General features: G+C 39.1%; 24 protein-coding genes. 11 read left to right on the plus strand and 13 right to left on the minus strand.

Features of this window, described 5'->3' with window-relative positions; all coding sequences use genetic code 11:
- Position 1: 1 nt before the first annotated feature.
- From G561_RS0104845 to G561_RS0104855, 3 genes are all read right to left on the minus strand, one after another.
- Entirely contained in the window at positions 2-421 is a 420-nt protein-coding gene (locus G561_RS0104845) for a hypothetical protein (protein WP_028858543.1), read from the minus strand.
- 188 nt (positions 422-609) lie between these two features.
- Positions 610-1140: an inorganic diphosphatase gene (locus tag G561_RS0104850; protein WP_028858544.1), complete on the minus strand. Its 531-nt coding sequence runs from the start codon at positions 1138-1140 to the stop codon at positions 610-612.
- A 358-nt stretch (positions 1141-1498) separates the two neighbouring features.
- Positions 1499-1639: an entericidin A/B family lipoprotein gene (locus G561_RS0104855; protein ID WP_028858545.1), complete on the minus strand. Its 141-nt coding sequence runs from the start codon at positions 1637-1639 to the stop codon at positions 1499-1501.
- Between the two features lie 309 nt (positions 1640-1948).
- Here G561_RS0104855 and G561_RS0104860 point away from each other — a divergent pair, with 309 nt between their 5' ends.
- On the plus strand, positions 1949-2494 hold the full coding sequence (locus G561_RS0104860; RefSeq protein WP_028858546.1) for a tRNA (cytidine(34)-2'-O)-methyltransferase: 546 nt from the start codon (positions 1949-1951) through the stop codon (positions 2492-2494).
- A gap of 45 nt (positions 2495-2539) precedes the next feature.
- Here G561_RS0104860 and G561_RS0104865 read toward each other — a convergent pair whose 3' ends face one another.
- From G561_RS0104865 to tusD, 4 genes are all read right to left on the minus strand, one after another.
- Complete coding sequence (locus G561_RS0104865; protein WP_028858547.1) at positions 2540-2854, minus strand: TusE/DsrC/DsvC family sulfur relay protein; 315 nt, start codon at positions 2852-2854, stop codon at positions 2540-2542.
- 159 nt (positions 2855-3013) lie between these two features.
- Entirely contained in the window at positions 3014-3361 is a 348-nt protein-coding gene (locus tag G561_RS0104870) for a hypothetical protein (protein ID WP_028858548.1), read from the minus strand.
- 100 nt (positions 3362-3461) lie between these two features.
- Positions 3462-3785, minus strand: coding sequence for a hypothetical protein (locus G561_RS0104875; protein ID WP_028858549.1), 324 nt, complete (start codon positions 3783-3785; stop codon positions 3462-3464).
- A 98-nt stretch (positions 3786-3883) separates the two neighbouring features.
- Positions 3884-4297, minus strand: a complete 414-nt coding sequence (gene tusD / locus G561_RS0104880) for a sulfurtransferase complex subunit TusD (protein WP_028858550.1) — start codon at positions 4295-4297, stop codon at positions 3884-3886.
- A 274-nt stretch (positions 4298-4571) separates the two neighbouring features.
- Here tusD and G561_RS13990 point away from each other — a divergent pair, with 274 nt between their 5' ends.
- The 5 genes from G561_RS13990 (at position 4572) to G561_RS0104905 (ending at position 11834) form a co-directional block, all read left to right on the plus strand.
- The gene (locus G561_RS13990; RefSeq protein WP_081794374.1) at positions 4572-5897 is read left to right on the plus strand and encodes a glycosyltransferase family 4 protein; all 1326 of its coding nucleotides are present in this window, start codon (positions 4572-4574) and stop codon (positions 5895-5897) included.
- Positions 5898-6164: 267 nt separating this feature from the next.
- A complete protein-coding gene (locus tag G561_RS0104890) occupies positions 6165-6818 on the plus strand; it encodes a phosphatase PAP2 family protein (protein ID WP_227674034.1) in 654 nt (217 codons plus the stop codon).
- A 153-nt stretch (positions 6819-6971) separates the two neighbouring features.
- Positions 6972-9833: a bifunctional [glutamate--ammonia ligase]-adenylyl-L-tyrosine phosphorylase/[glutamate--ammonia-ligase] adenylyltransferase gene (gene glnE, locus G561_RS0104895; protein WP_028858552.1), complete on the plus strand. Its 2862-nt coding sequence runs from the start codon at positions 6972-6974 to the stop codon at positions 9831-9833.
- Positions 9834-9963: 130 nt separating this feature from the next.
- Positions 9964-10893 (plus strand): branched-chain amino acid transaminase, encoded by a 930-nt coding sequence (locus G561_RS0104900; protein ID WP_028858553.1) that lies wholly within the window; start codon positions 9964-9966, stop codon positions 10891-10893.
- Between the two features lie 104 nt (positions 10894-10997).
- Positions 10998-11834, plus strand: a complete 837-nt coding sequence (locus tag G561_RS0104905; RefSeq protein ID WP_028858554.1) for a hypothetical protein — start codon at positions 10998-11000, stop codon at positions 11832-11834.
- Positions 11835-11913: 79 nt separating this feature from the next.
- Here G561_RS0104905 and G561_RS0104910 read toward each other — a convergent pair whose 3' ends face one another.
- Positions 11914-12894, minus strand: a complete 981-nt coding sequence (locus tag G561_RS0104910) for a polysaccharide deacetylase family protein (RefSeq protein WP_028858555.1) — start codon at positions 12892-12894, stop codon at positions 11914-11916.
- A 109-nt stretch (positions 12895-13003) separates the two neighbouring features.
- On the opposite strand from G561_RS0104910, the gene G561_RS0104915 reads away from it, so the two are divergent.
- Positions 13004-14104 carry a glycosyltransferase gene (locus tag G561_RS0104915; protein WP_028858556.1) on the plus strand — a complete coding sequence of 367 codons (1101 nt, stop codon included), beginning with the start codon at positions 13004-13006 and terminating at the stop codon, positions 14102-14104.
- A 127-nt stretch (positions 14105-14231) separates the two neighbouring features.
- The gene (locus G561_RS0104920; protein WP_051584374.1) at positions 14232-15359 is read left to right on the plus strand and encodes a glycosyltransferase; all 1128 of its coding nucleotides are present in this window, start codon (positions 14232-14234) and stop codon (positions 15357-15359) included.
- A gap of 14 nt (positions 15360-15373) precedes the next feature.
- Here G561_RS0104920 and G561_RS0104925 read toward each other — a convergent pair whose 3' ends face one another.
- The 5 genes from G561_RS0104925 to aspS form a co-directional block, all read right to left on the minus strand.
- Positions 15374-16126: a hypothetical protein gene (locus G561_RS0104925; protein ID WP_037031688.1), complete on the minus strand. Its 753-nt coding sequence runs from the start codon at positions 16124-16126 to the stop codon at positions 15374-15376.
- Positions 16127-16197: 71 nt separating this feature from the next.
- Positions 16198-17046 (minus strand): hypothetical protein, encoded by an 849-nt coding sequence (locus G561_RS0104930; protein ID WP_028858559.1) that lies wholly within the window; start codon positions 17044-17046, stop codon positions 16198-16200.
- Positions 17047-17116: 70 nt separating this feature from the next.
- On the minus strand, positions 17117-17836 hold the full coding sequence (locus tag G561_RS0104935; RefSeq protein WP_037031722.1) for a hypothetical protein: 720 nt from the start codon (positions 17834-17836) through the stop codon (positions 17117-17119).
- Between the two features lie 133 nt (positions 17837-17969).
- A complete protein-coding gene (locus G561_RS0104940) occupies positions 17970-18884 on the minus strand; it encodes a lysophospholipid acyltransferase family protein (protein WP_028858561.1) in 915 nt (304 codons plus the stop codon).
- A 125-nt stretch (positions 18885-19009) separates the two neighbouring features.
- Positions 19010-20815 (minus strand): aspartate--tRNA ligase, encoded by a 1806-nt coding sequence (aspS, locus tag G561_RS0104945; RefSeq protein ID WP_028858562.1) that lies wholly within the window; start codon positions 20813-20815, stop codon positions 19010-19012.
- Between the two features lie 254 nt (positions 20816-21069).
- Here aspS and sohB point away from each other — a divergent pair, with 254 nt between their 5' ends.
- From sohB to G561_RS0104960, 3 genes are all read left to right on the plus strand, one after another.
- Entirely contained in the window at positions 21070-22068 is a 999-nt protein-coding gene (gene sohB, locus G561_RS0104950) for a protease SohB (protein ID WP_028858563.1), read from the plus strand.
- Positions 22069-22363: 295 nt separating this feature from the next.
- Positions 22364-23377: an alpha/beta fold hydrolase gene (locus G561_RS0104955; protein ID WP_028858564.1), complete on the plus strand. Its 1014-nt coding sequence runs from the start codon at positions 22364-22366 to the stop codon at positions 23375-23377.
- A gap of 41 nt (positions 23378-23418) precedes the next feature.
- Positions 23419-24036 (plus strand): DUF1543 domain-containing protein, encoded by a 618-nt coding sequence (locus G561_RS0104960; protein WP_028858565.1) that lies wholly within the window; start codon positions 23419-23421, stop codon positions 24034-24036.
- The last annotated feature ends 101 nt before the right edge of the window (positions 24037-24137 follow it).

A 24137-nucleotide genomic window follows, 5' to 3' on the forward strand; every position in this document is an offset into this window, starting at 1 on the left:
GTCATTGAGGCATTAATCGCCAAAATAAAAGACTTAAAATAGTGATAACTAACAAAATGACAAAGACACGCTTGACCCAGTAAGGGACCATAGGCGGTTTATAACCCATTGAGTTTAGACGATTGTCCAAGCCATTATTTAGAGCTTGCAGTTCGGGGTTGTCTTTAATGGGCTGTCTGTGCGGCTTGATGCTTTGTTTCTTTTGTTGTTTATGACTAATGGCGGCAACTTTTTGGCTTTGTTGTTGTTTTAAGCTCTGCTCATAATCATCAATTAAGTCTTTGGCCTCGCTCATGCTAATATTTTGCTCTTCAGATAATGACTTTATGGCCAACACTAAGTTGTTTTTTTCGACCATTTGGGCAATGTGTTTTGGCAATTTATTGGACATATTCTTATCGGATATTTTTTTATCGTACATAGTCAGTCTCATTGAAGCATTGGCAAGTAGGGAGGATAAAGTAACGGTCGTAAACTAGTAATACAGACCAATTATATCGCAAAACTGTAGTGAAATTTAACGCATAAAAAAAGCACTTTGCAATAGGACTCAAAGTGCTTTTTTTGATCAGCTTAACTGGCTATTGATATAGCCAAGGGCTTTATAAATTATTTATCTTTCCAGCGCTGGATGGCTTCTTTGATAACTTCTTTAGCTTCCGCTACATCACCCCATGATTCAACAACTGTAGTGCCTGCTTTTTTCAGGTCTTTATAGTGGCTGAAATGGAACTCGATTTGTTCGATAAGACGTTTTGGTAGGTCTTCTAAGCTATTGTAAGCATTGCCGTTGTTACGGTCATCAGCTGGCACTACTACTATTTTGTCATCTACTTCGCCGTCATCAACGAATTTCATCACACCGATAACTTTCGCTTTTAGGAAGATACCAGTGGTTAATGGCTGTTCGGTAATGATTAGAGCGTCTAACTCATCGCCATCTTCATCAAGTGTTTGTGGGATGAAACCATAGTTACATGGCTTAGCGAAAATAGCAGGCTCTACGCGGTCTAATTCAAATACAGCCAGCTCACGGTTCCATTCGATTTTGTGGTTACTGCCCGTTGGAATTTCAACTACAACGTTAATCTCGCCGCCGTCAACATCACCTGCATCTAAAATTACGTTAAAATCTGCCATTTTTTTCTCCGTTATGAGCTCATAAAGAGCGTTGAATTGTAATAGTTTTAAGTTTCATGCTGATTATAACAACTTTTAGTTGAATGCCAAGTTATGAGAATATTCCAAATTAACATTTGGCACAGATAAAAAGCCATTTTAGGGCTGTTTTGGTTAACAAGAGCGTTGTTATTACTCAGAAAAAAGGTGGTTATTGCTTACAAAATATTGACCTAAAAAAATAAGAGCCCACAAAAGTGAGCTCTTATTTATACACCCCGTGTAGCATGAAATTTAAAACTGGCATCTTTCAAACCAACCTGGTTTTAAACTCCAAGCCTTTTAACTTTGGGTGTATAAAAACCTAAGTCAAAAACTATTAGATTTTTTGTTCTACTTTATCAGCAGTTTTTGAAACGCCTTCACCTGCTTTAGAAACGTCTTGACCGAAGCCTTTGAAAGTGTTGCAACCAGATAATACGATTAATGCAGTTAAAGATGCGAAAGCTAGCTTTTTCATATTGAGTCCTTAATATAAACCAAAAAATATAAATAAAATGTTAAATATTTATCACTAAGTGATAAGGATAAAGTCATGTTTTTAAGCTTAAGCTAATGTAAAACTTGTTAAAGAACTGAGGTTTAGCTGTTTAAGTTCAATTAAAAAGTCTTAGAAACATAAGTGTTATCCTTAATTACATAATATATTAATTGGAAGGGAGGCGACAACATATTAATGTGTGTAATTTGGCTAAAACTGTCATAGAATTGTAAATTTGAAATCTAAATTCATTGAAATTTCAGACACTTTGATTAAGGGCGAAATCTTATGACAATTCACATTGTACTTGTGCATCCTAGAATTCCAAATAATACAGGCAGTGCCATTCGCGTATGTGCAAATACAGGAGCACAATTACATTTGGTTGAACCTTTAGGTTTTGACCTAGAAGACAAGAAGTTACGCCGGGCGGGTCTCGATTATCACGAGTACGCTAAGATGAAGGTGCATAAAAATTGGCAGGCGGCAAAAGAGGCGCTAAAAGAAGCGGGTTGTGAGCGTATGGTGGCGCTAACCACTAAGCTAAGCCAGCCTTTTTATGATTATGATTTTAGCTCAAACCAGCCTGATGGGACGCCGCAAGACATTGCTTTGGTTTTCGGATCTGAGACAGCCGGACTGGCCGATGATATCCGTGCAGATATAGGCGCCGAAAACTGGCTAAGGCTGCCCATGCTGCCTGATTCACGTAGCTTGAATCTAGCCAATAGTATCAGCATTTGCTTGTATGAAGTTTGGCGTCAGCAAGGGTTCTTTGGAGATGAGGGCCGCAGTACCGGTTATACCGAATTAACACCTTACGACCCCAAATAGCTAACTAACGAACTATAACTTGTAGTTCAGCTTACAATAAACAGTTTACAGGCAATTTGGTGGCTTTGGTAAGCCTGCGATGCGATTAACATGGCGGGCGACCAACCCGGTGTTAAACATTTGTTGTAGTAATTGATTGCTAATTTGCATCTCAGGTAATGTTTTCATCAGATATTTAATCAAAGGCCGGGTAGAGGGTGGGTGATTAAATTCTGCATGGAATGCACGCACTTGCTGCAAAATGCGATAGTGTTCGTCAGTTAATGTAACGGCCAATGTGTCGGCCAACTGCTGTGCCACCTCAGGAGTCCACAACGTATGATCCAGTAAATGGCCTTCTTCATCCAGCTCTAATGCCAAACCTTGACTTGCTAAATCTTTATTAAGCTCAGTATTGGCTGCGTGGGTGTTATCGGGAGTGTTATTGCTATCAAAAGTAGAAGATGGGCTCATTGGTCACTCGAATTGATACAAAATCATAAAAAAGAAGTAAGGGAGTCGGTTGAAGTTGAGAGTCAGTTAACTTAAAGAATTTAAAGTAATCACTCTGTCAACACTCTGGGTCAGATGAACCCACTGCATATCATTTATGACACTGACTTGGCTTAAGTCTAAGTTTGCTCGGGCTTGTTCGTTTAGCTGAGCAAGGTCATCGTTTAATATGTAAATAGTGTCAATATCAGTGATTTGCGATAGTAGCTCATCATCATAATTGATGTCATCAATATACGTTTTTAGCCAGGGTAGAGCGGCGACAGTCTCTGCTAATAGCAAGATACTGTCTCCGGAATGCCAAAGCGGTGCCATTTCTCGGACCATAGCTTTTAGAGTATTCATCGGGGCATGTAGTTGAAATAAAGTGGACATAGCTTGGCTCTTGTTGGGTCTTATAAAGTGTCAGGTGGTATAAATTAGAGGGTATAAATCAGGTCGTATGAAGGTGTTAGGTTTTATGAAGTAATTGCGCTTAAAAAGAAAACACTTGCTCAAATTGATTAGAATCAAAATCTTCTGGTATGAAATCTATCTGGGCGGATAGCTCTTCAGGTACCATACCAAATATCCAACTACTAAAGACATCATCTGGAAGCCAGGCGGGCGGGATATCGTACAAATCTAAAGATTTAATCATGCCATGCAGTCGGCTCTCAGGCTGTATTAAGATACCAAAGACCGAGCTGCCAAGCATCAGTTGAACTTGTTGGCCAAAGCTTGCTAGGGTTAACGCCAAAGCGCAGCCTTCATACGTCGCAAGCTCTGTCCCTGTGGTTAAACGAATGAGTATAGACACAGCGTATCCTTTTTATTTTTAAATATCTGGGTTTAGGTTTTAAATATTAGAGTGTAAATATTAGAGTTGTTTTTATTATCAAACTAAATGTTCTTTTGCTAAAAAGTAATTACTTTTTGTGCCGCTGATAGCTGCTCTGCAAGCTCGCCTAGACCCACTAGCTCAAATCCTATTGCCAAATTATTCCCCTCTAACTTATGACGCTTAGCGTTATCTTCATCGGTTATGCCGCGTGTCAACGCAGTGCTAACGCAAACAGGCAGTATTAATTGATGCTCTTGGCTTAACTGACTCCACAGCTGAGTGAGGTTTGCTCGGTCTGCAGTTTGCCAACGTAAAGCGTTGCCTGTATTAGCAGCTTCTCCATAAAAGAAAATATTTAGTTTAGCGCGAGATGATTCATCACCGCTTGAACAATTCTCCAAAAAAGCTTTGGCATAGCGGTAGGCATGCCAAGCAATGCTTTGGCTTGGGTCGACATGAATCAATAGTAGCGTATTTGCAGTCGTCATAAGGGTATCAATCTAAATGAATTTATAAGCGTTGTGGATAATTAACAACGCCAATTATACACCATTAAAGCTATGCCGTATTTTGCACCAGGGTAGCAATTAGTAGCTGTTAAAGGGCGACTGTCACAAAAATGTGATTAAAACGCCATAAAAATGTCAACTCTTTGCTTTAGGGTGTAAGGTGAGTTAACCAGTAGGTGAAATCGGTAGCTAAAAAATAGATAGGTACAAATTGGTAGGTACAAATAGGTACAAAGAGTAGGCAGGAGATATTATGCTAAAGCAAAGTTTCAGTGATGGCCAGGGTATGCCAAATATTGGAGTCATTGGGAATATACACTACCCAGATATACAAGTCAGGCAAGCAAAGCGGCTGCATATTTTATTGGTGACTGAAACTTGGCTACCAGAGGTTAATGGGGTGGCAATGAGTCTGGGGCAACTGATGCACCAGCTTAATCTAAAAGGCCACCAAATCAGCTTATTGCGACCTAAGCCTAGCCATAGCTCAACTGTCTATGCTGCCGAAATGCCTATTAAATCACCCAACTCTACCCAATCTAATAACTCAGAATCCTACCTGAAGGTGATGCAGCATATCAAGCATGATCTTCAAGTAAAAGGGATGTCGATACCCAAGTATAAAGAGTTACAGTTTGGGGCGCCAGAATACTTTAAGATCAAGAAGAAGTTTCAGCAGCTACAGCCTGATGTGGTGCATATTGCTACAGAAGGGCCTCTGGGGTTCGCCGCTTTGTGGGCAGCAAAATCTTTAAATATACCAGTGACAACTGGCTATCATACTCAGTTCCATGACTTTAGTCGTCACTTTGGATTAGGTATATTAGCTCGACCTATGATGGCGTATTTTAAATGGTTTCATAATGCATCACAGGCCACTTGTGTTCCTAGCCAAAAGACTTTCAACGATTTAAATTCATTAGGCTTCAAACGTCTGTATGAAGTGGGTAGAGGTGTAGACTTAGAGCGCTTTAATGCTACTCACCGTAGCGAGAAACTAAGAGCTGAATGGGGAGCCCATAGTCATCACACAGTATTGCTTATGGTCAGTCGCTTGTCTCCTGAAAAAGGAGTGGATTTGGTTATTGAAAGCTTTAAGGTTTTGCAACGAGAACAATTGCAACGGGTTGTTAAATTAGTGATAGTAGGGGATGGACCTGACAAAGAACGCCTAGAATCACTGGCAGCAGGTAATAAAGAAGACATCATTTTTGCTGGAGCTAAGACAGGACAGTCGTTATCAGAGCATTATGCCAGTGCTGATGTTTTCGTCTTCGCCAGTCAAGTAGAGACTTTTGGTAATGTGGTGGTCGAGGCAATGGCTAGTGGATTGCCGGTATATGCGTTTGACGATGCCGCCGCTGGTATGTTAGTAACTGAAAGAAGTGGCGTGCTGGTTAGCTTTGGAGATAAAAAAGAATTTGTGGAGAAGGTGGCTAACCTACCCAAAATGCAGGTACTTAAAGAGCAAGGAGCAGAGGCTGCTAAAAGCGTGGCTGGATTTTCATGGCAGCGTCCAGCAGATCAGATGCTAACTATGTTTTATGATGCGATTCATCACAGCGAACTGTCACATTAATTACCTAGGGGTTATTAGTAATAAAAGCGTAATGGAGTGAGCAAAGTATAAATTAGTACAGTATTTAGCCTAGTATAAAGTTCAAAGGCAAACCCTAAGGTCATGGTAAGTGTAAACTATAATAATATCAATAAGTTATACTGTCTATGGTTGTTTGCATAACTGCCAGAGACAGAATCAAATGAGGTTGGGATATAGTTTTATGAGCACAGTCAGGTATAGCACCCTGCCTGATTCAATTAAGCTACTAGATAAGGGAGATAAGTCTTGAAAACAGATAAGTCGAGGCAATTGTCGGTCACTAAGTTGAACTCTGAGGTTGTGCCTAGCCCTATATTTACCTTTATGTCCCGCAACCGAGCTTTAGCGGTCTATGTGAATCAATTTGTTTCTTGGGATACCAGTCTTTGTATTCATATCAATCGTTATTCTACCAATTATGCTATTGCAACTTTTTTTAAGATAATCAGTAGGTTAGGGGACGGCTGGTTTTGGTATGCCATGATGCTAGGGGCTTTTATGACCGAAGGCTGGGAGGCAGTGGTGCCTCTAACAACGGTCATTTTAATTAGTTGCTTAGGTTTGGCCATCTATAAAGTGTTGAAGGTAAAAACGGTACGCCCTAGACCGTATCAGGTACATCAGGTAATTGTGCTAGGAGAGCGCCCACTCGATGTCTTTAGTTTTCCCTCAGGTCACACTCTACAAGCGGTGTTATTTACTGCAACCCTAGGTAGCTACTTTCCTGAGCTGTTACCTATTATGCTGCCCTTTGCGTTGTTAGTTGCTTTGTCACGCATGGTATTGGGACTACATTATCCTACCGATGTGTTGGTTGGCGGTGCTATCGGTTATGGTTTATCGCTATGGGCTCCTAATATCTATCAGTTGGTGCAGAGTAACTGGCCTGGCCTATCGTAGATAACCCTATATATTACGCTGAAATAGAGTGAATTAGATACCACTTTTGTTGCTATCAGCATATATAAATTTAATATGAACAGTCACCTTCTAACGGCTTGTAATGTGGTAGGCTTATAGCATACTAGTACTTTTAAGGAGCCGTGCCCTATCATGCCCTCTGAACATAGCTTTAATAATTCGCTGACTCCAGATCACTCCCCCCTGACAGCCAACCAGATAACGGCAGAGCACATACAAAAGCTAAAAATAGCCAGTCCCTTTGCTTATCAAATCTGGGAGAGCAAACCCACCATTTGTCAAAACTTCTTAACCAGCTATCCCTTAGGGGAGGTACTAACTCGGCAACAGATTTGTGATCTGATTGATGATTACACTTTAGATGATGGTCTAGAGGGAGAGCTTGAGCGGGCAGATGAAGCGGGGGTAATGAGAGGCCTGCGCCGACTGCGTGAGCTGCTTATGCTGCGCTGGATATGGCAGGATGCTTTGGGTGTTATTCCACTTGAGCAACTGATTAGCGAGTTGTCTAACTTTGCCGATAATTGTCTTATTTTCGCTAAAGAGTATGCTTGGGAGCAATTGGTTGCGCGCTACGGTAGACCGACGTATATCGATGAAAAAGGACAGCGTCAGTATGACGATATGGCGATATTTGCTATGGGTAAGCTTGGGGCGCAAGAGCTGAACTTATCCAGTGATATTGATCTAATTTTCGTGCACCGCGCTCGGGGTGAAACCGATGGAGACAAATCGAACGGTACTAAATGCATCGATAACAAGCGCTTTATGATCCGTTTGGGTCAAAGCATTATCAAGATTTTGGATACCTGTACCGCAGAAGGTTTTGTGTTCCGAGTCGATATGCGCCTAAGACCTTGGGGTGAGGGCAGTGACTTAGTCATTCATCAGTCAGCATTAGAAAAGTACTTTTCTGCTCATGGGCGTGCTTGGGAGAGGTTTGCTTGGTTAAAGGCGCGTATCGTCAATGAAGTGGATCAGAGATTCGCAGATGAGCTTGAAGACATTGTCAGACCCTTTGTCTTTAGATATTACGTAGATTACAGTGCCTTTGCTGCCTTACGTGAAATGAAATCATTGATTCAAAATCAAGTGGCACAGCGTGAGGATTTGGATAATATCAAACTGGGCGCTGGGGGCATTCGAGATATTGAATTTGTGGTGCAAGCCTTTCAGCTTATCTATGGTGGCCGTCATCCGCAGCTTGAGGTCAAGTCCTGCTTAAAAGCGATGCAAGCGCTCAATGAGTTTGACTTTATTGATGATACAACTCATCAGCAGCTAGCAGACGCTTATCGATTCCTACGCAGAGTAGAGCATGGTATTCAAGCGATACATGATCAGCAGACACAGCGCCTACCGAACAGTGCCGAGTATCAGAATAATTTGGCAGTGACCTTAGGCTTCAAGGATTGGCCAGCCTTTTTACAGCGCTTAGATGAGCACCGTCAAAACGTCAATATACCCTTCGATCGAATGGTCACAGAGCGTCAGATTCCAAAAGATGTCACTGTAGCCAGTGATGCAGAGGTGGAAAGTCTGGATAGCGTACTAAATGAAGAGAATAAAGCCAAGCTCGAGCAGTTTTGGAACAGCAAGATGGTGGCTAATCTCTCACAGGAGGCTAGAGGGCGTCTCGATGATGCTTATCCAGTATTGGTACATGCGCTACTAGAACATGAAAAGACGCAGGGTTTGGCTAATGTGGCATTCCCGCGACTGTTGGATTTGGTAGAAGCTATTTGTCGCCGCTCTATCTATTTGGTTATGTTGGCCGAAAACCCCAATGCTACAGTCAGTTTAATTCCCATGTTATCAGCCAGTCCTTGGATTGCAGGCGAGCTAACTCGCTATCCAGTACTGCTAGATTCATTTTTACAGCAGCGTTACCGTCACTTACCAGATAAAGAAGAGCTTGCTGATATTCTACGTCAGCGACTATTGCGGGTAGAGCCTGATGATGAGGAAATGCTGCTGAACGTACTTCGCCTGTTCAAAAATACCCAGGTATTGGCAGTGGCAGCCAGCGATGTTTTGGCTGAGCGGCCCATTATGAAAGTGTCAGATTCGCTGACAGATATCGCTGAGGTAGTGCTTGAGTTTACTTTAGAGCGTGCATTTTCAGAATTGGTCAAGCGTCATGGCTACCCGATTAATCAGCAAGGGGAATCAGTGAATGAGGCCCATAACGGCTTTGCCATTATTGGATATGGCAAGCTTGGGGGTATTGAGATGTCTTATACCTCCGATCTTGATTTGGTATTCATTCATCAAATTAATGAGCAGGCGATGACCACAGGGGCTAAGCCAGTTAGTGGTATGAAGTTTACTGCGCGCTTGGCCCAAAAGCTTATGACTTATCTAAACACTCAGACCCGTGATGGCCGTGCTTATGAGATTGATATGCGACTGCGCCCCTCAGGTAATGCTGGCATGATGGTGGTTTCTAGCCGCTCCTTTGAGAGATATCAGTTAGAAAAAGCCTGGGTGTGGGAGCATCAAGCTTTAGTGCGTGCTCGTGCTATCTGTGGTGATAAACGAGTCATGAGTGCCTTTAACCATATCCGAAATCAGGTATTAACTCGAAAAAGAGACATTAATGACTTAAAACAAAATGTCATTGAGATGCGCTCAAAAATGAAAGACCATTTAGGCAGTAATCAGCAAGCCCAGCAAGAGGGTAAATTTGATCTTAAGCAAGACGCAGGCGGTATTGTCGATATCGAGTTTATGGCACAGTATGCCGTCTTGGCCCACGCTCATGACCATCCTGAACTGACAAAGTGGAGTGATAATGTCAGAATCTTTGAAAGCTTAGCGGAAGCTGGAGTCTGGGAAGCTGAAACCTGTGAAGGGCTTACTAAATCTTATCTACTGCTAAGGGCTGCTATGCACCAAATTGCCTTAGCTAATGAGTCTATCGTAGTAGAATCCTCGCACTGGGATCAGACCCGAGAGTACGTGATATCCAAGTGGAATGAGATTGTGGTGTAGCCTCATCAAGGGTATATAACCAAATCAAATGCCTGACAAAACTATAAATTGATGGTCAATTTAAGGCACAGTGATATACTAAAATGGTCCATCTATTTTGGCTACAACTGCTTTAAAGAGAATAAATATTATGAGTATGGCAACGACAGAAGGCAAACTTTGGTTTAATGGCGAGATGATTGATCAGCCTGATGCTAAAGTACATGTACTAACGCACAGCTTGCACTATGGCATGGCAGTCTTTGAAGGCCTCCGAGCATATCAAACAGAGGACGGTAGAACTGCTATTTTTAGATTAGATGATCATACTGAGCGTCTATTGGGTTCAGCCAAGATATTTCAGCTAAATGTGCCCTATGATAAGGCAACTTTGGATCAAGCTCAAAAAGATGTGATTAAACAAAACGGCTTTGATTCAGCCTATCTGCGTCCACTTATCTGGGTAGGGGCTGAAAAGTTAGGTTTGTCTTCTCGCGGCAATAGTATTAATGCCATGGTTGCCGCCTGGAAGTGGGGTGCTTATTTGGGTGAAGAGGGTATCCAAAAAGGAATTCGGGTTAAGACCTCGTCATACACGCACCACATGACCAACGTGACCATGTGCAAAGCAAAAGCGGCCAGCAACTACCCAGTTTCAATTATGGCCAACCAAGAAGTAACACGGAGTGGCTATGACGAAGCTATCTTAATGGATCCTCAGGGTTATGTGTGTCAAGGCTCAGGTGAGAACTTGTTTTTAGTTAAGAATGGAGAGCTACATACACCTGATTTAGGTGGTGGTGCTCTTGATGGTATCACCCGTCGTACTATTATTCAGTTCGCTGAAGACTTGGGTATTAAAGTAGTTGAGCGCCGTATCACTCGTGATGAGTTCTACTTGGCAGATGAAGTGTTTATGACGGGTACTGCGGCTGAAGTTACCCCAATCCGCGAGTATGATGACCGTACTATCGGTAATGGCGGGCGTGGTGAACTAACTAAGAAGTTACAGAGCTTGTATTTCGATGTAGTGCATGGCCGTAATGAGAATTACCTGCATTGGTTGAGCTTTGTGGATTAATCTAGTAACTTGTTTATAAACATAGCCGGGCACTGAGTGTTCGGCTTTTTTTGTGCTAAAATAATACCAATATTATTTATCCAATTTTAAGGCAAGGGTTATTTATGGCGAATCAAAACTCGACATCTGAGTCACAACCAATAAAGCAAATCATTTGTATCAAATGGGGAACTAAATATGGGGCTCATTATGCCAATAAGCTTTATGGCATGGTATCGCGCAATATAACCCCACCTTTTAGATTTGTGTGCTTTACAGACGATACGACAGGCGTTCGTCCAGAGATTGAATGCCAAGAGCTGCCACCTTTAGATGTGACTATGCCAACCAATACCTTAGGGAAATGGCCTAAATCTCGACTTTGGGGTGAAAAACTAGGTGATCTTACAGGTACAGTGCTGTTTTTGGACTTAGATGTCGTTATCGTAGATAGCTTAGATCCGTTCTTCGAATATGGTGAGCCAGAAGATGTTATCTTGTCCTATAACCCAAGCAATCCTTTAGAAAAACTTGGTCAGACCTCATGCTTTAGATTTCAGGTCGGCTCGCTGGTGTCTTTACAAGAAAAATTTAAAGCTGACCCACAAGGCATTGCAGATAAATATCGCTTTGAACAGCGTTTTGTCACCCGCAACGTCCCAGGTGGTGTCAAGATCTTTCCGAAGCAATGGGTGGCTCACTTTAGACGTAAGTGCCGCCAGCCTTTCCCGCTAAATTATTTTATACCTCCTAAAATCCCTAAAGGAGCTCGTATAGTCATTTTCCCAGGCGGGTTATATCCTGAGAATGCAATAAATGGTCAATACTCCCCTCAATCTGCTGACAATGCTATAGAGCATTTAAAAGAGATTAAAGATCCAAAAAATTTAAAACATCCATTACGTCATCTGCGTCATTTCATATTACCAGTTGAATGGGTCAGAGAAAATTGGAAAGAATAAACGTAATTATAATAATAAGGGCCAAAACTTATCAGTCATAGGTAGCAATATTATTAACTGAATATTTGCTAACTAATATTTAATCAGTTGCTATACGTACCTTTGATGGCTTAATCATTTTATAATAAGGGTAATTTTCAGATAACATACGTCTTGGTAAACAAGATAAATATTCACTATGTTCTGGGAAAATATTACCTTTACGTGTAGTCACTGCTGTTTTTAGATTTAAAGATTTAATTAATTCGAATTCCCTAATACTAGCATGCTTTTTTCGTCCATAAGGATATGCGAAGTGTTCAACTGGAGCGCCTAAATGTTCTTCAATTATTTTGTGAGCCAGTGTAATTTCCTCATACAACTTTTCATTAGATAGTTTGCTTGTAACTGGGTGATGCATTGTATGACCGCCAATTGTAGTAAGCGGGTCTTTGTTCATATTAATAATATCGTCCCAACTCATAGCAAGATTATTAACATCTTCATACCAATCTATTTCATAATATTGAAACATATTATTCAGACCTTCTTCTAGATTGTTTTGATCAAGATTTAATATTTTCTCTCGTATATTACTAAAAGCTTCTTTACGTTCTGATTTACTTCTACAATATATGAGTTCATGATTATTAAGTCGAATTTCAGTATGGGTATTTACTAAGCGTTCAATAATATACCACCATAATATGGCTGATTTATCTGGGAAACTAGTAGTAATATATACTGTGAAAGGAACATTATGTTTTTTAAATATTGGATAAGCAGTCGTATAATTGTCTAAATACCCATCATCCAAAGTAAAAACTATTTTATCTGATGCATCCTGTTTATTAACCAAAATCTCATAAAGATCATTAATACTTATAAAACTATAGCCTTTAGCTTTAAGCGATATTATAAAATTATCTAAAAATTCTGGTGATACATTCAAACTATTATTTACTGAATCAGCTTCGTATTCAGCTACTCTATGCAAAGCAAAAATGGTTGCAATCCCTGAATAACGTTGCTTTAAGCTAGGAATATGGTTTATAGCAGAAAATAAAGAGTTAAGAGGCATAAGTAAACTCGCTCAGATTTTAATAGTCTATGGGAAGGTAGTAGTCAAATGTTACTATAATAATATAAAATTATTTAGGTTTTGATTTTTCGATTAAGGCGAAAATAAAATGTCAGTAAAAAATATCCTCATAATAATAGATTCATTAGCTGCAAGCGGAGGAGAAGTAGCCTGCTTAAATTTGGCCAAAGGTATGTTAAAGTTAGGGTTCAAGGTGCATGTCCTATACTTTTACGATAAAGTGGAATTAGTTGTTGATTCAAGGGTGCATACCCATCTAATTGATATTCAAAAATATCGTATACTTCCTAAAAAAATACGTTACCAAGTCTTCGCTAAGAAAGTCGATAAATACATTCAAAAGAATATAGGCGATGTGACTCTGGCTATATCTAATTTAAATCAAAGTGATTTAATTATGTCTTATAGTCAGATAAAAAATTTGGCTTATGTTATTCATAGTACTTTCTCATATGCTAACAATATGGATATTAATTCTCAAACGTTAAAGCCTTGGTTGACGCCTGGTCATAGAGACTATAATACAATAATGTTTTATCAACGTATATATTCAAAACATCCATGTATTTGTGTGAGTAAGGGTGTTGAAGAGGATTTCAGAAAATATTTTGGTGATGTTACTGATATCAGAACCATTTACAATGCATTTGATAGAGATTCAATCAAATTACTTGCTGATAAGTTTATACCTAAAGAATCTGAATATATTATCCATGTGGGCTCTTTTTATAAAGTAAAAGCGCATGATGATTTACTTAAAGCATATGCAAAAACGAGTAAAAAATACTCACTTATGCTAATTGGTAAAGGGAAATTGCTAGAAGAAATTAAAAAGTTAGCTTACGAGTTAGGTATAGAAGATAAGGTATTGTTTATGGGTTTTAAATCCAATCCCTTTCCATTTATAAAAAATGCTAAAGGATTAGTTTTATCTTCACACTATGAAGGTCTTGGTAGAGTGTTGGTGGAAGCTCAGGTGTTGGAAATACCTACTATTAGTACAGATTGTCCTTCTGGTCCTAGAGAAATATTACCAGAGAAATGTTTGACACCAACTAATGATATCGACTCACTATCAAAAAAAATTGAGGACTTAATGCAAAATCCTGAAAATTATAAATCAAATTTCAATGAAGAGTTACTACCTGAAAATATAGCAAGACAATACTTAGAATTTATGAATGTATAATGATTAAATATCGCTTCTAAAAATTTAAAATCATTTGCTCTAAAAGTTCTAACATAAAGTATCTTCAACTTATATGTAAAGTGAATATTTACTATAAACGATTTGTAAATTCTAAATGGGTAAAAGAATGACAAGTATTGTAAATCAATCAGAAAATTTTAATGTAGTACTTATAGTAAAGTCATTAGAAGGCCGAGGCGCTGAACGTTCCGTTTCTACTTTAGCTTCAGGCTTTTTGCAACTTGGTTGGCATGTACATATTGTTATGCTTGACAATACTATAGAAATACCTATTGATGAAGGAATTAATTTGCATGTTCTTAATTACAGTAGTTTGAAATATAAATTAAAATTGAATAGATCTACTAAATATAAAGCATTTGCAAAAGATATAGATCGCTATATTTTAACTAATGTAGGTGTACCAAGCTTAGTATTAGCTAATCTGTATAAGATTAATTGGATCATGAGCTATAGTAGGTTACCCAATATTGTAAACATATTACATACAGCTTTATCAAAACAGTTTGAAAAAAAGATCCATTCTAGTCCAAGAAAAACACTTGAGCATTTAAAAGAAGTTTATGGTAAACATCCTTGTAGTTCAGTCAGTGAAGGTGCTAGATTAGATTTGATAGATACAATCGGAGATATTACACCTACTGTAACTATCTTCAATCCTTGTGACAGTGAGAAGATTATTTCAGAAAGCTATGAATTTTTCGATTTTAAAAAGTTAAGTATCGAGCCAAAACAGTTTATCATCCACGTTGGATCGTTTGACATAGTGAAAAATCATGAGTTACTCATAAGAGCTTTTGCTAAAACAGATATGAAGTTACCTTTAGTATTAGTAGGAAAAGGTAAGCTTGAAGAAAAAATTAAAAAATTAGTTAATGAACTAGGTATTGAAGATAAGGTTAAATTTGCTGGTTTTATAAAAAATCCTTATCCTTTAATTGCTAATGCAAGCTTGATGGTATTAACTTCAAACTTTGAAGGTTTTGGTTATGTAATTGCTGAAGGACAGATTTTGAAAGTTCCTGTAATAAGCACTGATTGTCCATATGGTCCTAGAGAGCTACTTCCTAAAACCAATCTCACACCTATAAACGATATTGATGCTATGACATGCAAATTAATTGAAGCTATACAGGAACCACAAAAGTTTAATACACAATCGCCCTATAATTTAGAGCCAGTTAATATAGCAAATCGATATATTGAATTCATAAAACATATTAACAAAATCTAGCTATTAATAGAAAATTAATCCCACCATTGAGTCCTTTGTTTCTGATGCAAGGGTTTGAATCTTGAGTAAACACTGTAATTGTTGTTTAGGCGATAGAATACTTCAGATAGTATAGATCCTCCAAGTTTACTTTTTTTGCCCATACTATCCATGCGCCACCGCATGTTACGTAAAGTGTCGCCTCGTTCAGGTAAGATACCTTCTAATCCATCAAATAATAATAAATGAAGAGCATTTTCAGGAATTTTATTTTCTTTATAGTTTACATTTGTGAGTTTATCCGTATCCCAAAAATGACGCTCACTTTCATACATATTTACAGTGTTAACTAACATTACAATTGCAAGGCATATTCCACTCAAAGCATCATCATCGCTATAATCGATGAACGTATCACATGCTGAAATAATCCAACGTAAGTTTAGATTACTAAGTAAAAACTCATGCTCTTTATTCCAAAGTTCTTCGAATGCCTTATAATGCTTCTTTACTTTATATTCACGACGTATCATTACAATTAGTTTAGCATGATAAAAAAGCAGTTCTGGTTTACCCTGGAAAGATAATTTCAGATGATCCATATGCTTATCTAAATCAGAAAAAGCTTCAGATTCATATTTTTCAATTTCTTCACCATCAATTAACTTGGATTTCATTTTTTCAAAATCAACAAATTCTGTTTCAGGTGCATGCTCTGAGGCACCTTTTCTCTTTCTATAACGATTAAACGATAGTAGCTTTTCTAATTTAGTTTTATTGCGTTGCATAATTTTACTCTAATGAAATTTGATTACGTATTATGATTACGTATTAATAGTATCTATTATTTAAAAAAAGACTAGATATTTTTAAATAAAAACTTGGAAATATTTGATTTATTGTTAACTTGTGTTCCATGTATTCCATAAACTTTACCCAATAAATCAAAGGAAGGTACAATACGATCTGTTATCGCTTTATCAAGTTTACAGGGCGCAGCGTTGTCCTGTTTTTCATAAAATCTAGGTTGGTTACTGTTTATTAAATCTATACCATATAAGTTGATTTGATTGGCATCTAATGTATAGGCTAGTTGGGCTGCCACGAAAGCGACAGTACCAGCTTCAACAAACCCTCGCTCAATATTTAAAGAAACCCCTATAGGTTTAGAATAACTTGAAGTATCAATGACGAAGTCGGGATGGTCTTTAAAGTCAGCTAATGATAGTTTTTTATTGCCTATCTTCTTGACTAAAGGTAGAGAATTAAGAAAACCAACCTTATTAGTAGAGACTATTGGTCTATCTACTGGGTAAATGATAGTAATACAGTGCTGATATTTTTCAATAATATGAGGTAATTTTATGGCAATCGCTTCGATCACTGGTTTGGTGATGTATAAAGGCTGGCCAGCATAAAAATGCTCTAGAATCTCGGAATTGTGTTTGATAAATCTTTCATCACTTATCACATAAGCCACAATATTGGTGAAATCATGCTCTGCAGTAAGGGTAAGACTACCATTAACGAATATACTCGGACCACTCAATAAATCATCTTCAAATTTCACTTTGGTGATAGAAGGCCCAGAAGCAAAGATATTTACTGACAAGCCTTTGAGGCTTTGTGATACGTTTTGCTTATCAAAGGTTTTGATAGAATAACTGCCATTTGAAGTTTTTATATCGATGTACTTAGGAGTCAGCATAACCAAGTCTTTGTGATGTCAGTTTTAATATGGATAGAATAACGGTCTAAATTAATTTAGTTTGGTTTAGCTACTGCCAATACTGTTTTAACCAAGGACTCGGTTTAACATGACGGTACCATTTACCGCCACCACCTTTAATGGCATCAGGTGGATTAATCTCGCCATGAAAAATAATAATCTTAGCACCTTCAGGTAAGCTAGGCGATTTAATAAAGTTAAAGGGAATAGGCGCCATGCACTGGTATTTAAAGCTAACACACCAAGATTTATCCCAATATTCTAAATGATGGTGCTTACGTAAATAATTGGATAAATAAGCTTGCTCATGGCGAACTTCGTTGCGTATGGTTGAAAAATTATGTTCGAAGTTACTTAATAAATTAGGATAAGTGTTTTGACCGACCTTGAAACGATATACTGAGCTATTGCCAATCATACGCCACGGCTTTTTCCAATCACGAATAATAATTACGCTGTCTTCATGTTCTGCTTCGTATTCAAAAAAAGCATCAATGTTATCGACGATGACAATATCAATGTCTAAAAATAAGGCAGTGCCCTTTAAATCGTATAGCTCAGGTTTGAAAGTAGTTAGCTTCTTCCAACCACGCTCAGGCAAACCATCGGGCAAATTAAGTTCAGGAATAGGGTAGCAGCGAACATTAGGATCAATGCCAGTCTCATCATCGGTTAAGCATACCATTTCAAAGTCTAGAGTTAGATTGCGCTTAACCATATTATATAAGCGATTGACATACTCTGGACCATATTTGGTGCCCCATTTCATACAGATAACATAACGCTTATTTTCGGAGTCTTCAACGTTATGACTTGGAGTTGAGCGATTTGGTAAATCAGAGTTGCTAATCATTTTATACTCGCACTTAACTTAAGTAATAGTGACTTTTATTTTAGTGATTTTATTTCGATATTATATAGTTGTTTATATAACTTTGTAATTGTTCTTCGGTGGCATTATAAGGGTTATCAATAGTAGGGATACGTTTAAAACGTTTATAGCTCCACATATAATGTTCAGAACTCGCTTTTATCATATTTTCCATTGCTTGATTTAATGCCTTGGTCGATACCATAAGGTCTTTCGAATAAAGCTCAGGATTATCAAGCTTTGTACAATAAATATCAAATCTATTATCTTTGTTACGCAAGCAGGTAAGACCCACGAGAGCGCATTTTGTTTTGCTAGCAAGTTTAGGCGCTAAGGTACTACTTAGAGTTTCTATCCCAAAAAATGGGACGGTAACGCCCCCTGAGGGCCGAGGGACATGATCAGGTAAGATAATACTAAATCCACCAGATTTTAAGGTTTTAAATAGAGCTTTAACCCCACTGGCATCTGTAGGTACTAAAGTGGCGTTTAAACGCTGCCGACCTTGTAAAACGAAGTCATTGCTTAATTTTCCTTTGACTGGTTTGTATAAGATAGTAGGGGAGCCAAATTGATTTAGCCAGGCATTCATCATTTCCCATGTACCAAGATGTGGCACAATGGCCAGCATACCATTTGGGTTAGCTAAAGCCTCTTCAAGTATCTCCTTATCGAATACATTATCAATCTGTTCAATGCTCCATTCAGGTGGCATTGCCCAACATTTAATAGACTCAACAGTGCTAAGTGCTTGATTGCGTAGTATGGTGCTTTTAAATTTGCGTCTTTGTTTATCGCTCAGCTCAGGGTAAACCAAACGCAAATTAACCATAGTGACTTCTTTGATGGTCAAATTCGGTATGTATTTGGCAACGGCCACTACAAAAAGTGCCATGGCCCGCATAACGGACAATGGCACGTATTTAAAAACATTAAATGGATTCATATTAAAACACCCAAAAGTAAGGCGATACTGGTTGTTATTAATTTAGCCATTATCGCCTTACAAGTAAAACTCACTGATTTGAACTCAGTAAATAGTTTAAAAGAGTAGTGTTAATTAATGATAAATTACTCTTTTGATTCAGCTTGAGCTTTTTCACGAACACGGATGCCCAATTCACGAAGCTGACGACTATCTACTTCCGCAGGAGCCTGTGTTAATGGACAGTCAGCTGTTTTGGTTTTCGGGAAAGCAATCACGTCACGGATTGAGCTTGCGCCAACCATCAACATGATTAAGCGATCTAGACCGAATGCCAAGCCACCGTGCGGAGGCGCACCAAACTTAAGCGCGTCTAGTAAGAAGCTGAATTTCTCATTGGCTTCTTCTTCAGAGATACCTAGAGCATCAAATACCGCACGCTGCATCTCTACCGTGTTGATACGTAAACTACCACCACCGATTTCAGTGCCGTTTAATACCATATCATAAGCGATAGATAGCGCAGTTTCTGGGCTATTTTTTAACTCTTCAACTGAACCTTTAGGCATAGTGAACGGGTGGTGCATAGAGGTCCACTTACCATCATCGGTTTCCTCAAACATTGGGAAGTCAACTACCCATAGTGGAGCCCACTCACAGGTTTCCATGTTCATGTCTAGACCAATCTTGACACGTAATGCACCCATGGCATCATTAACAATCTTCGCTTTATCAGCACCAAAGAAGATAATGTCGCCGTCTTGAGCGCCAGTACGTTCAATCAGACTTACCAATACGTCGTCGCTCATGTTTTTGATAATTGGTGACTGTAAGCCAGACTCTTTATCCACACCATTATTGATATTAGTGATATCATTCACTTTGATGTAGGCCAGACCACGAGCGCCATAGATGCCTACATATTTGGTGTATTCATCAATCTGTTTACGCGTTAGTGAGCCACCATTTGGTACACGTAATGCTGCCACGCGACCTTTAGGATCGTTAGCGGGGCCGGCGAATACTTTGAACTCAACGCCTTGCATTAAGTCAGCTACGTCGACTAACTTAAGTGGAATACGTAAGTCTGGCTTATCTGAAGCATAGTCACGCATCGCATCTGCATAAGTCATGCGAGGGAATTCACCTAAGTCTACATCAAGCATAGTTTTGAATAGGTTTTGGATTAACCCTTCATTGATGCTCATGATTTCTTCTTCAGTTAAGAAAGAAGTTTCGATGTCCACCTGAGTGAATTCTGGCTGACGGTCAGCACGTAAGTCCTCATCACGGAAGCACTTAGCGATTTGATAATAGCGATCAAAGCCTGACACCATTAGCAATTGTTTGAATAGCTGTGGTGACTGCGGAAGAGCGAAGAAGTTGCCTGGACGCGTACGTGAGGGTACAAGATAGTCACGAGCACCTTCTGGAGTAGCACGAGTTAGGATTGGAGTTTCAACGTCTAAGAAGCCATGGTCATCTAAATAACGACGAATAGTAGAAGTGGCTTTAGCACGGAATACCATACGCTCTAGCATTTGCGGGCGACGCATATCTAAATAACGGTATTTAAGACGTAAGTCTTCGTTTACCGTGGTATTTTCGTCATTAAGAGGGAATGGAGGTGTTTCTGATTTAGCCAATACTTCAATTTCTTTGGCTAATAGCTCTACCTGACCACTGGTCATGTTTGGGTTTTCAGTACCTTCGTAACGCTTACGCACACGCCCAGTGATTTGTAATACATACTCAGGACGGGCTGCATCAGCCGTTGCAAAAGCCTCTGGTGTATCTGGGTCAATTACAACCTGTAGGATACCTTCACGGTCACGCATATCTAAGAAGATTACACCACCGTGGTCACGGCGACGGTGAATCCATCCTTTTACAGTGATGGTTTGCTCTAGCAACGCTTCGGTTACTGCCCCACAATACTCGGTACGCTTCATAAACTGTCCACTACCTATCAGTTATCAAAAAGAATAATTATAAAATTAAGAAGGTTATCTCAATAAGAATTTTTATCAAACGCTCATTATGCCTAATCTTGGCGTTTGTTACAACCAAGCACCCTTGAAATGTTCAAATGCAAACGCATATTAATAACAATATTATAAAAATATAGTGCCGATATACCGTTATTATATCAATCCTGTTTTTGAGTTGTTTTACCTATTGTAGTTTTATCTATTAAGGAAAGTCTATGTTGTTTCATCCTGCTAAAAATCCTGTTGAACTAAAAGTCATTCATCTAAATAAAAGCCAAGACCAACGTCGCAAAAGTTTAATTGAGGCGACAGAAGATAAAAATGCGGTAAAGCAATTTCAGAAAGCACTGGCCAAAAAAGCGAAACAGAAATTAAAAGACAAGGCCAAATCAAAGAAAAAAGAGAAAAGAGTCTTTGTGTTAGATTTTGATGGAGATATCAAAGCCTCTGCAGTAAAACATTTGCGTGAGGAAATTAGCACCATTATTAGCACCGCGAACAAAGAAGATGAAGTGGTCGTACGCCTAGAGTCTGGTGGCGGCATGGTACATAGCTATGGTTTAGCAGCAGCGCAATTGGTACGCCTAAAAGAAGCAGGACTGACGCTTACCATCTGTGTTGACAAAATTGCAGCCAGTGGCGGCTATATGATGGCCTGTGTTGCCGATAAGATTTTGGCAGCGCCTTTTGCAGTCGTTGGCTCTATTGGGGTGGTATCACAAATGCCAAACTTCAATAAATGGCTAAAAAAACACGACATCGACTATGAAATGTTCACCGCTGGTGAGTATAAGCGTACTGTGACGATGTTCGGTGAAAATGATGACGAAGACCGCACTAAATACAAAGAGGAGCTTGAACAAACTCATCAGTTGTTTAAGCATTTTGTCACTACTTATCGTCCTCAGCTTGACCTATCAAAAGTGGCCAATGGCGATCATTGGTATGGAGAAGACGCGCTGAAATTAAACTTGGTAGACGAGCTTAGTACTTCAGATGCTTATCTACTGAAGCAAATGGAAGATTATCAAGCGTACGCATTACTGTCGCGTCAAAAGCCTACTTTGGTAGAGAAGTTAGGCTTGGCAAATGCGGCACATTCGGCAGTGTCGGGTATGGTAAGTACCGCTACTAAATCTGCATTGACGGCGCTTGGTGATAAGCTACCAGAAGTGATGAACAAAATTGAACAAGATAAGCGTTTAAAATTTTAAGTGCGTTTATCATCAGTCAGGTTGTTATAAAAGCTCCGCTTAAAGCCTATTATGTAAATAGTAAGTAAGGCAATATAATGGTCTGATAGTTAGTTGTTTTTAAGCTGTATTTGATAAGAGCGACCTTTAGGTCGCTTTTTTTTATGGAGTTATTGCTCAGAATTCTAAACAATAAGGGCTAAGTTCTAAGTTACATTATTGAGTTAAAAGCTAAGTAGTTAGAAACTGCTAAAAGTAACAATGTTTAACCATTAATAAACCGTTTAAGCATTAATAAACCAAGGATAGGTTATCAATGAATAAGAAGTCAGTTGTTTATAAAGCAAGTCACTCAATAGTCAAAATTCTGACGAAGGCTGTAATGCTAGCAGCTTCAATGGCTTTAGTAACCGGCTGCGTATGGAAGCCAGATTTAGCACCAGCTCAGCTACAACATTGGGAATTGCCCACCAGCTCTTACGTGGATTTAGAGGGATTGAAAGTTCATGTGGCGCAGTCTGACTTATGCCAGGCACAGGCCAAGACCGGTAAAGAGAACAGTAAGCCTGAAAATATTGTACTAATTCATGGTACATCTGCCAGCCTACACACTTGGAATGGCTGGGTGTCAGAGCTTGATAAAGAATATTGTGTGGTGCGTATGGACTTGCCCGCCTTTGGTCTAACCGGACCTTATACCAATTCTAACAAACGCTACACGATGGATAATTATGTCAATACAGTTATAGGTGTAATGGACCAAATGAAAATTGGTGAAGCAACGATTGCGGGCAACTCGCTAGGTGGCGGGATTGCTTGGCTAACCACATTGCGACATCCTGATAGAATCAATCGTCTGATTTTAGTGGACGCATCGGGGTTCCCGTTTATACCGAGACATATTCCAATAGGTTTTAAACTGGCGCAGTACCCCGTTTTGGACCCATTAGTAGCAAAAGTGTTGCCCAAGAGCTTGGTGCGCAAAAGTGTCGAGAGCGTTTATGCTGATGACTCTAAAGTGAGTGATGATCTGGTTAATAGATATTATGAGTTAACCAGACGCGAGGGCAACCGTAAAGCCTTAACCCAGCGCATGCGTGAGTCATTCGCTGAAAATGAGGTAGCGCAAATCGGCAATATAAAACAGCCAACTCTCATCCTTTGGGGAGCAAAAGATGATTTAATTCCTCTAGATAGCGCTTATAAATTTAAGGAGGCCATACCAAACAGTCAATTGGTTATATTTGATAATCTAGGTCATGTGCCTCACGAAGAGGACCCTAAAGCCACTGTAGCTGTCGTAAAACAGTTCTTACAGCAGTCAAAATAGACCGGACAATATTTTATTTAGGCTTTTATATAGGATGCGATATGCCAACGTTATTTATGGTGCAACTAGGTGCTCGTCCAAAAGGGCGTCTAATCGAGCAACACGATATTTTTTTTGGGGTGGGTGATAGTTTAGGCGCTCTTATTCCCGCCATAAATAGTCATTGGCCAGAGGTTAAAAATAAGTGGCACATTGATTCGTACCAAGTGGTAACTCAGGTAATCGGTGTAGACGGGAGGTATTATAAAATATCTTGGAGAGCCGATGGTCTAAGTGACTACACTCAAGAAGAAGCACAGCAGCATGAACCATCTAAGTTATATTTTATTAATTTAGGCGGTTACCAGCAGGGTAGTATTGAAGAATTTCATCATAAGTTATTGGTCGTTGCGCCTACAGAGTCGGCTGCTAAGGCCTATGCCCGAAAGACAAGGTTTTATAAAGACTTCAGTTACAGTGATAAAGAGACTCCTTTTAATGGTGCCTCACACATTGATGATAAACTGTGTGTAGATTTCGATGAAATCTATAATGTATCAGGCTTGATTGACGCAGGCAGGCTAATTATAGAGCCCCTATATGAAGATAATGAACCAGTCGAGGATAAGGCCTATGTTGGCTATCTCAGTATCAAAAAGCTCAAAGCATTGGACTTATAGGCTTTTAAGCTAACTTCTAAACAACGAAATATGCAGTTATTCGAGTTTAGTTATATCTTCCAAACTTGATAACTGCTTGTAAACCCTCATAAACCTCTAAT

The sequence above is a fragment of the Psychrobacter phenylpyruvicus DSM 7000 = NBRC 102152 genome (genome assembly GCF_000685805.1).
Lineage (GTDB): Bacteria > Pseudomonadota > Gammaproteobacteria > Pseudomonadales > Moraxellaceae > Psychrobacter > Psychrobacter phenylpyruvicus.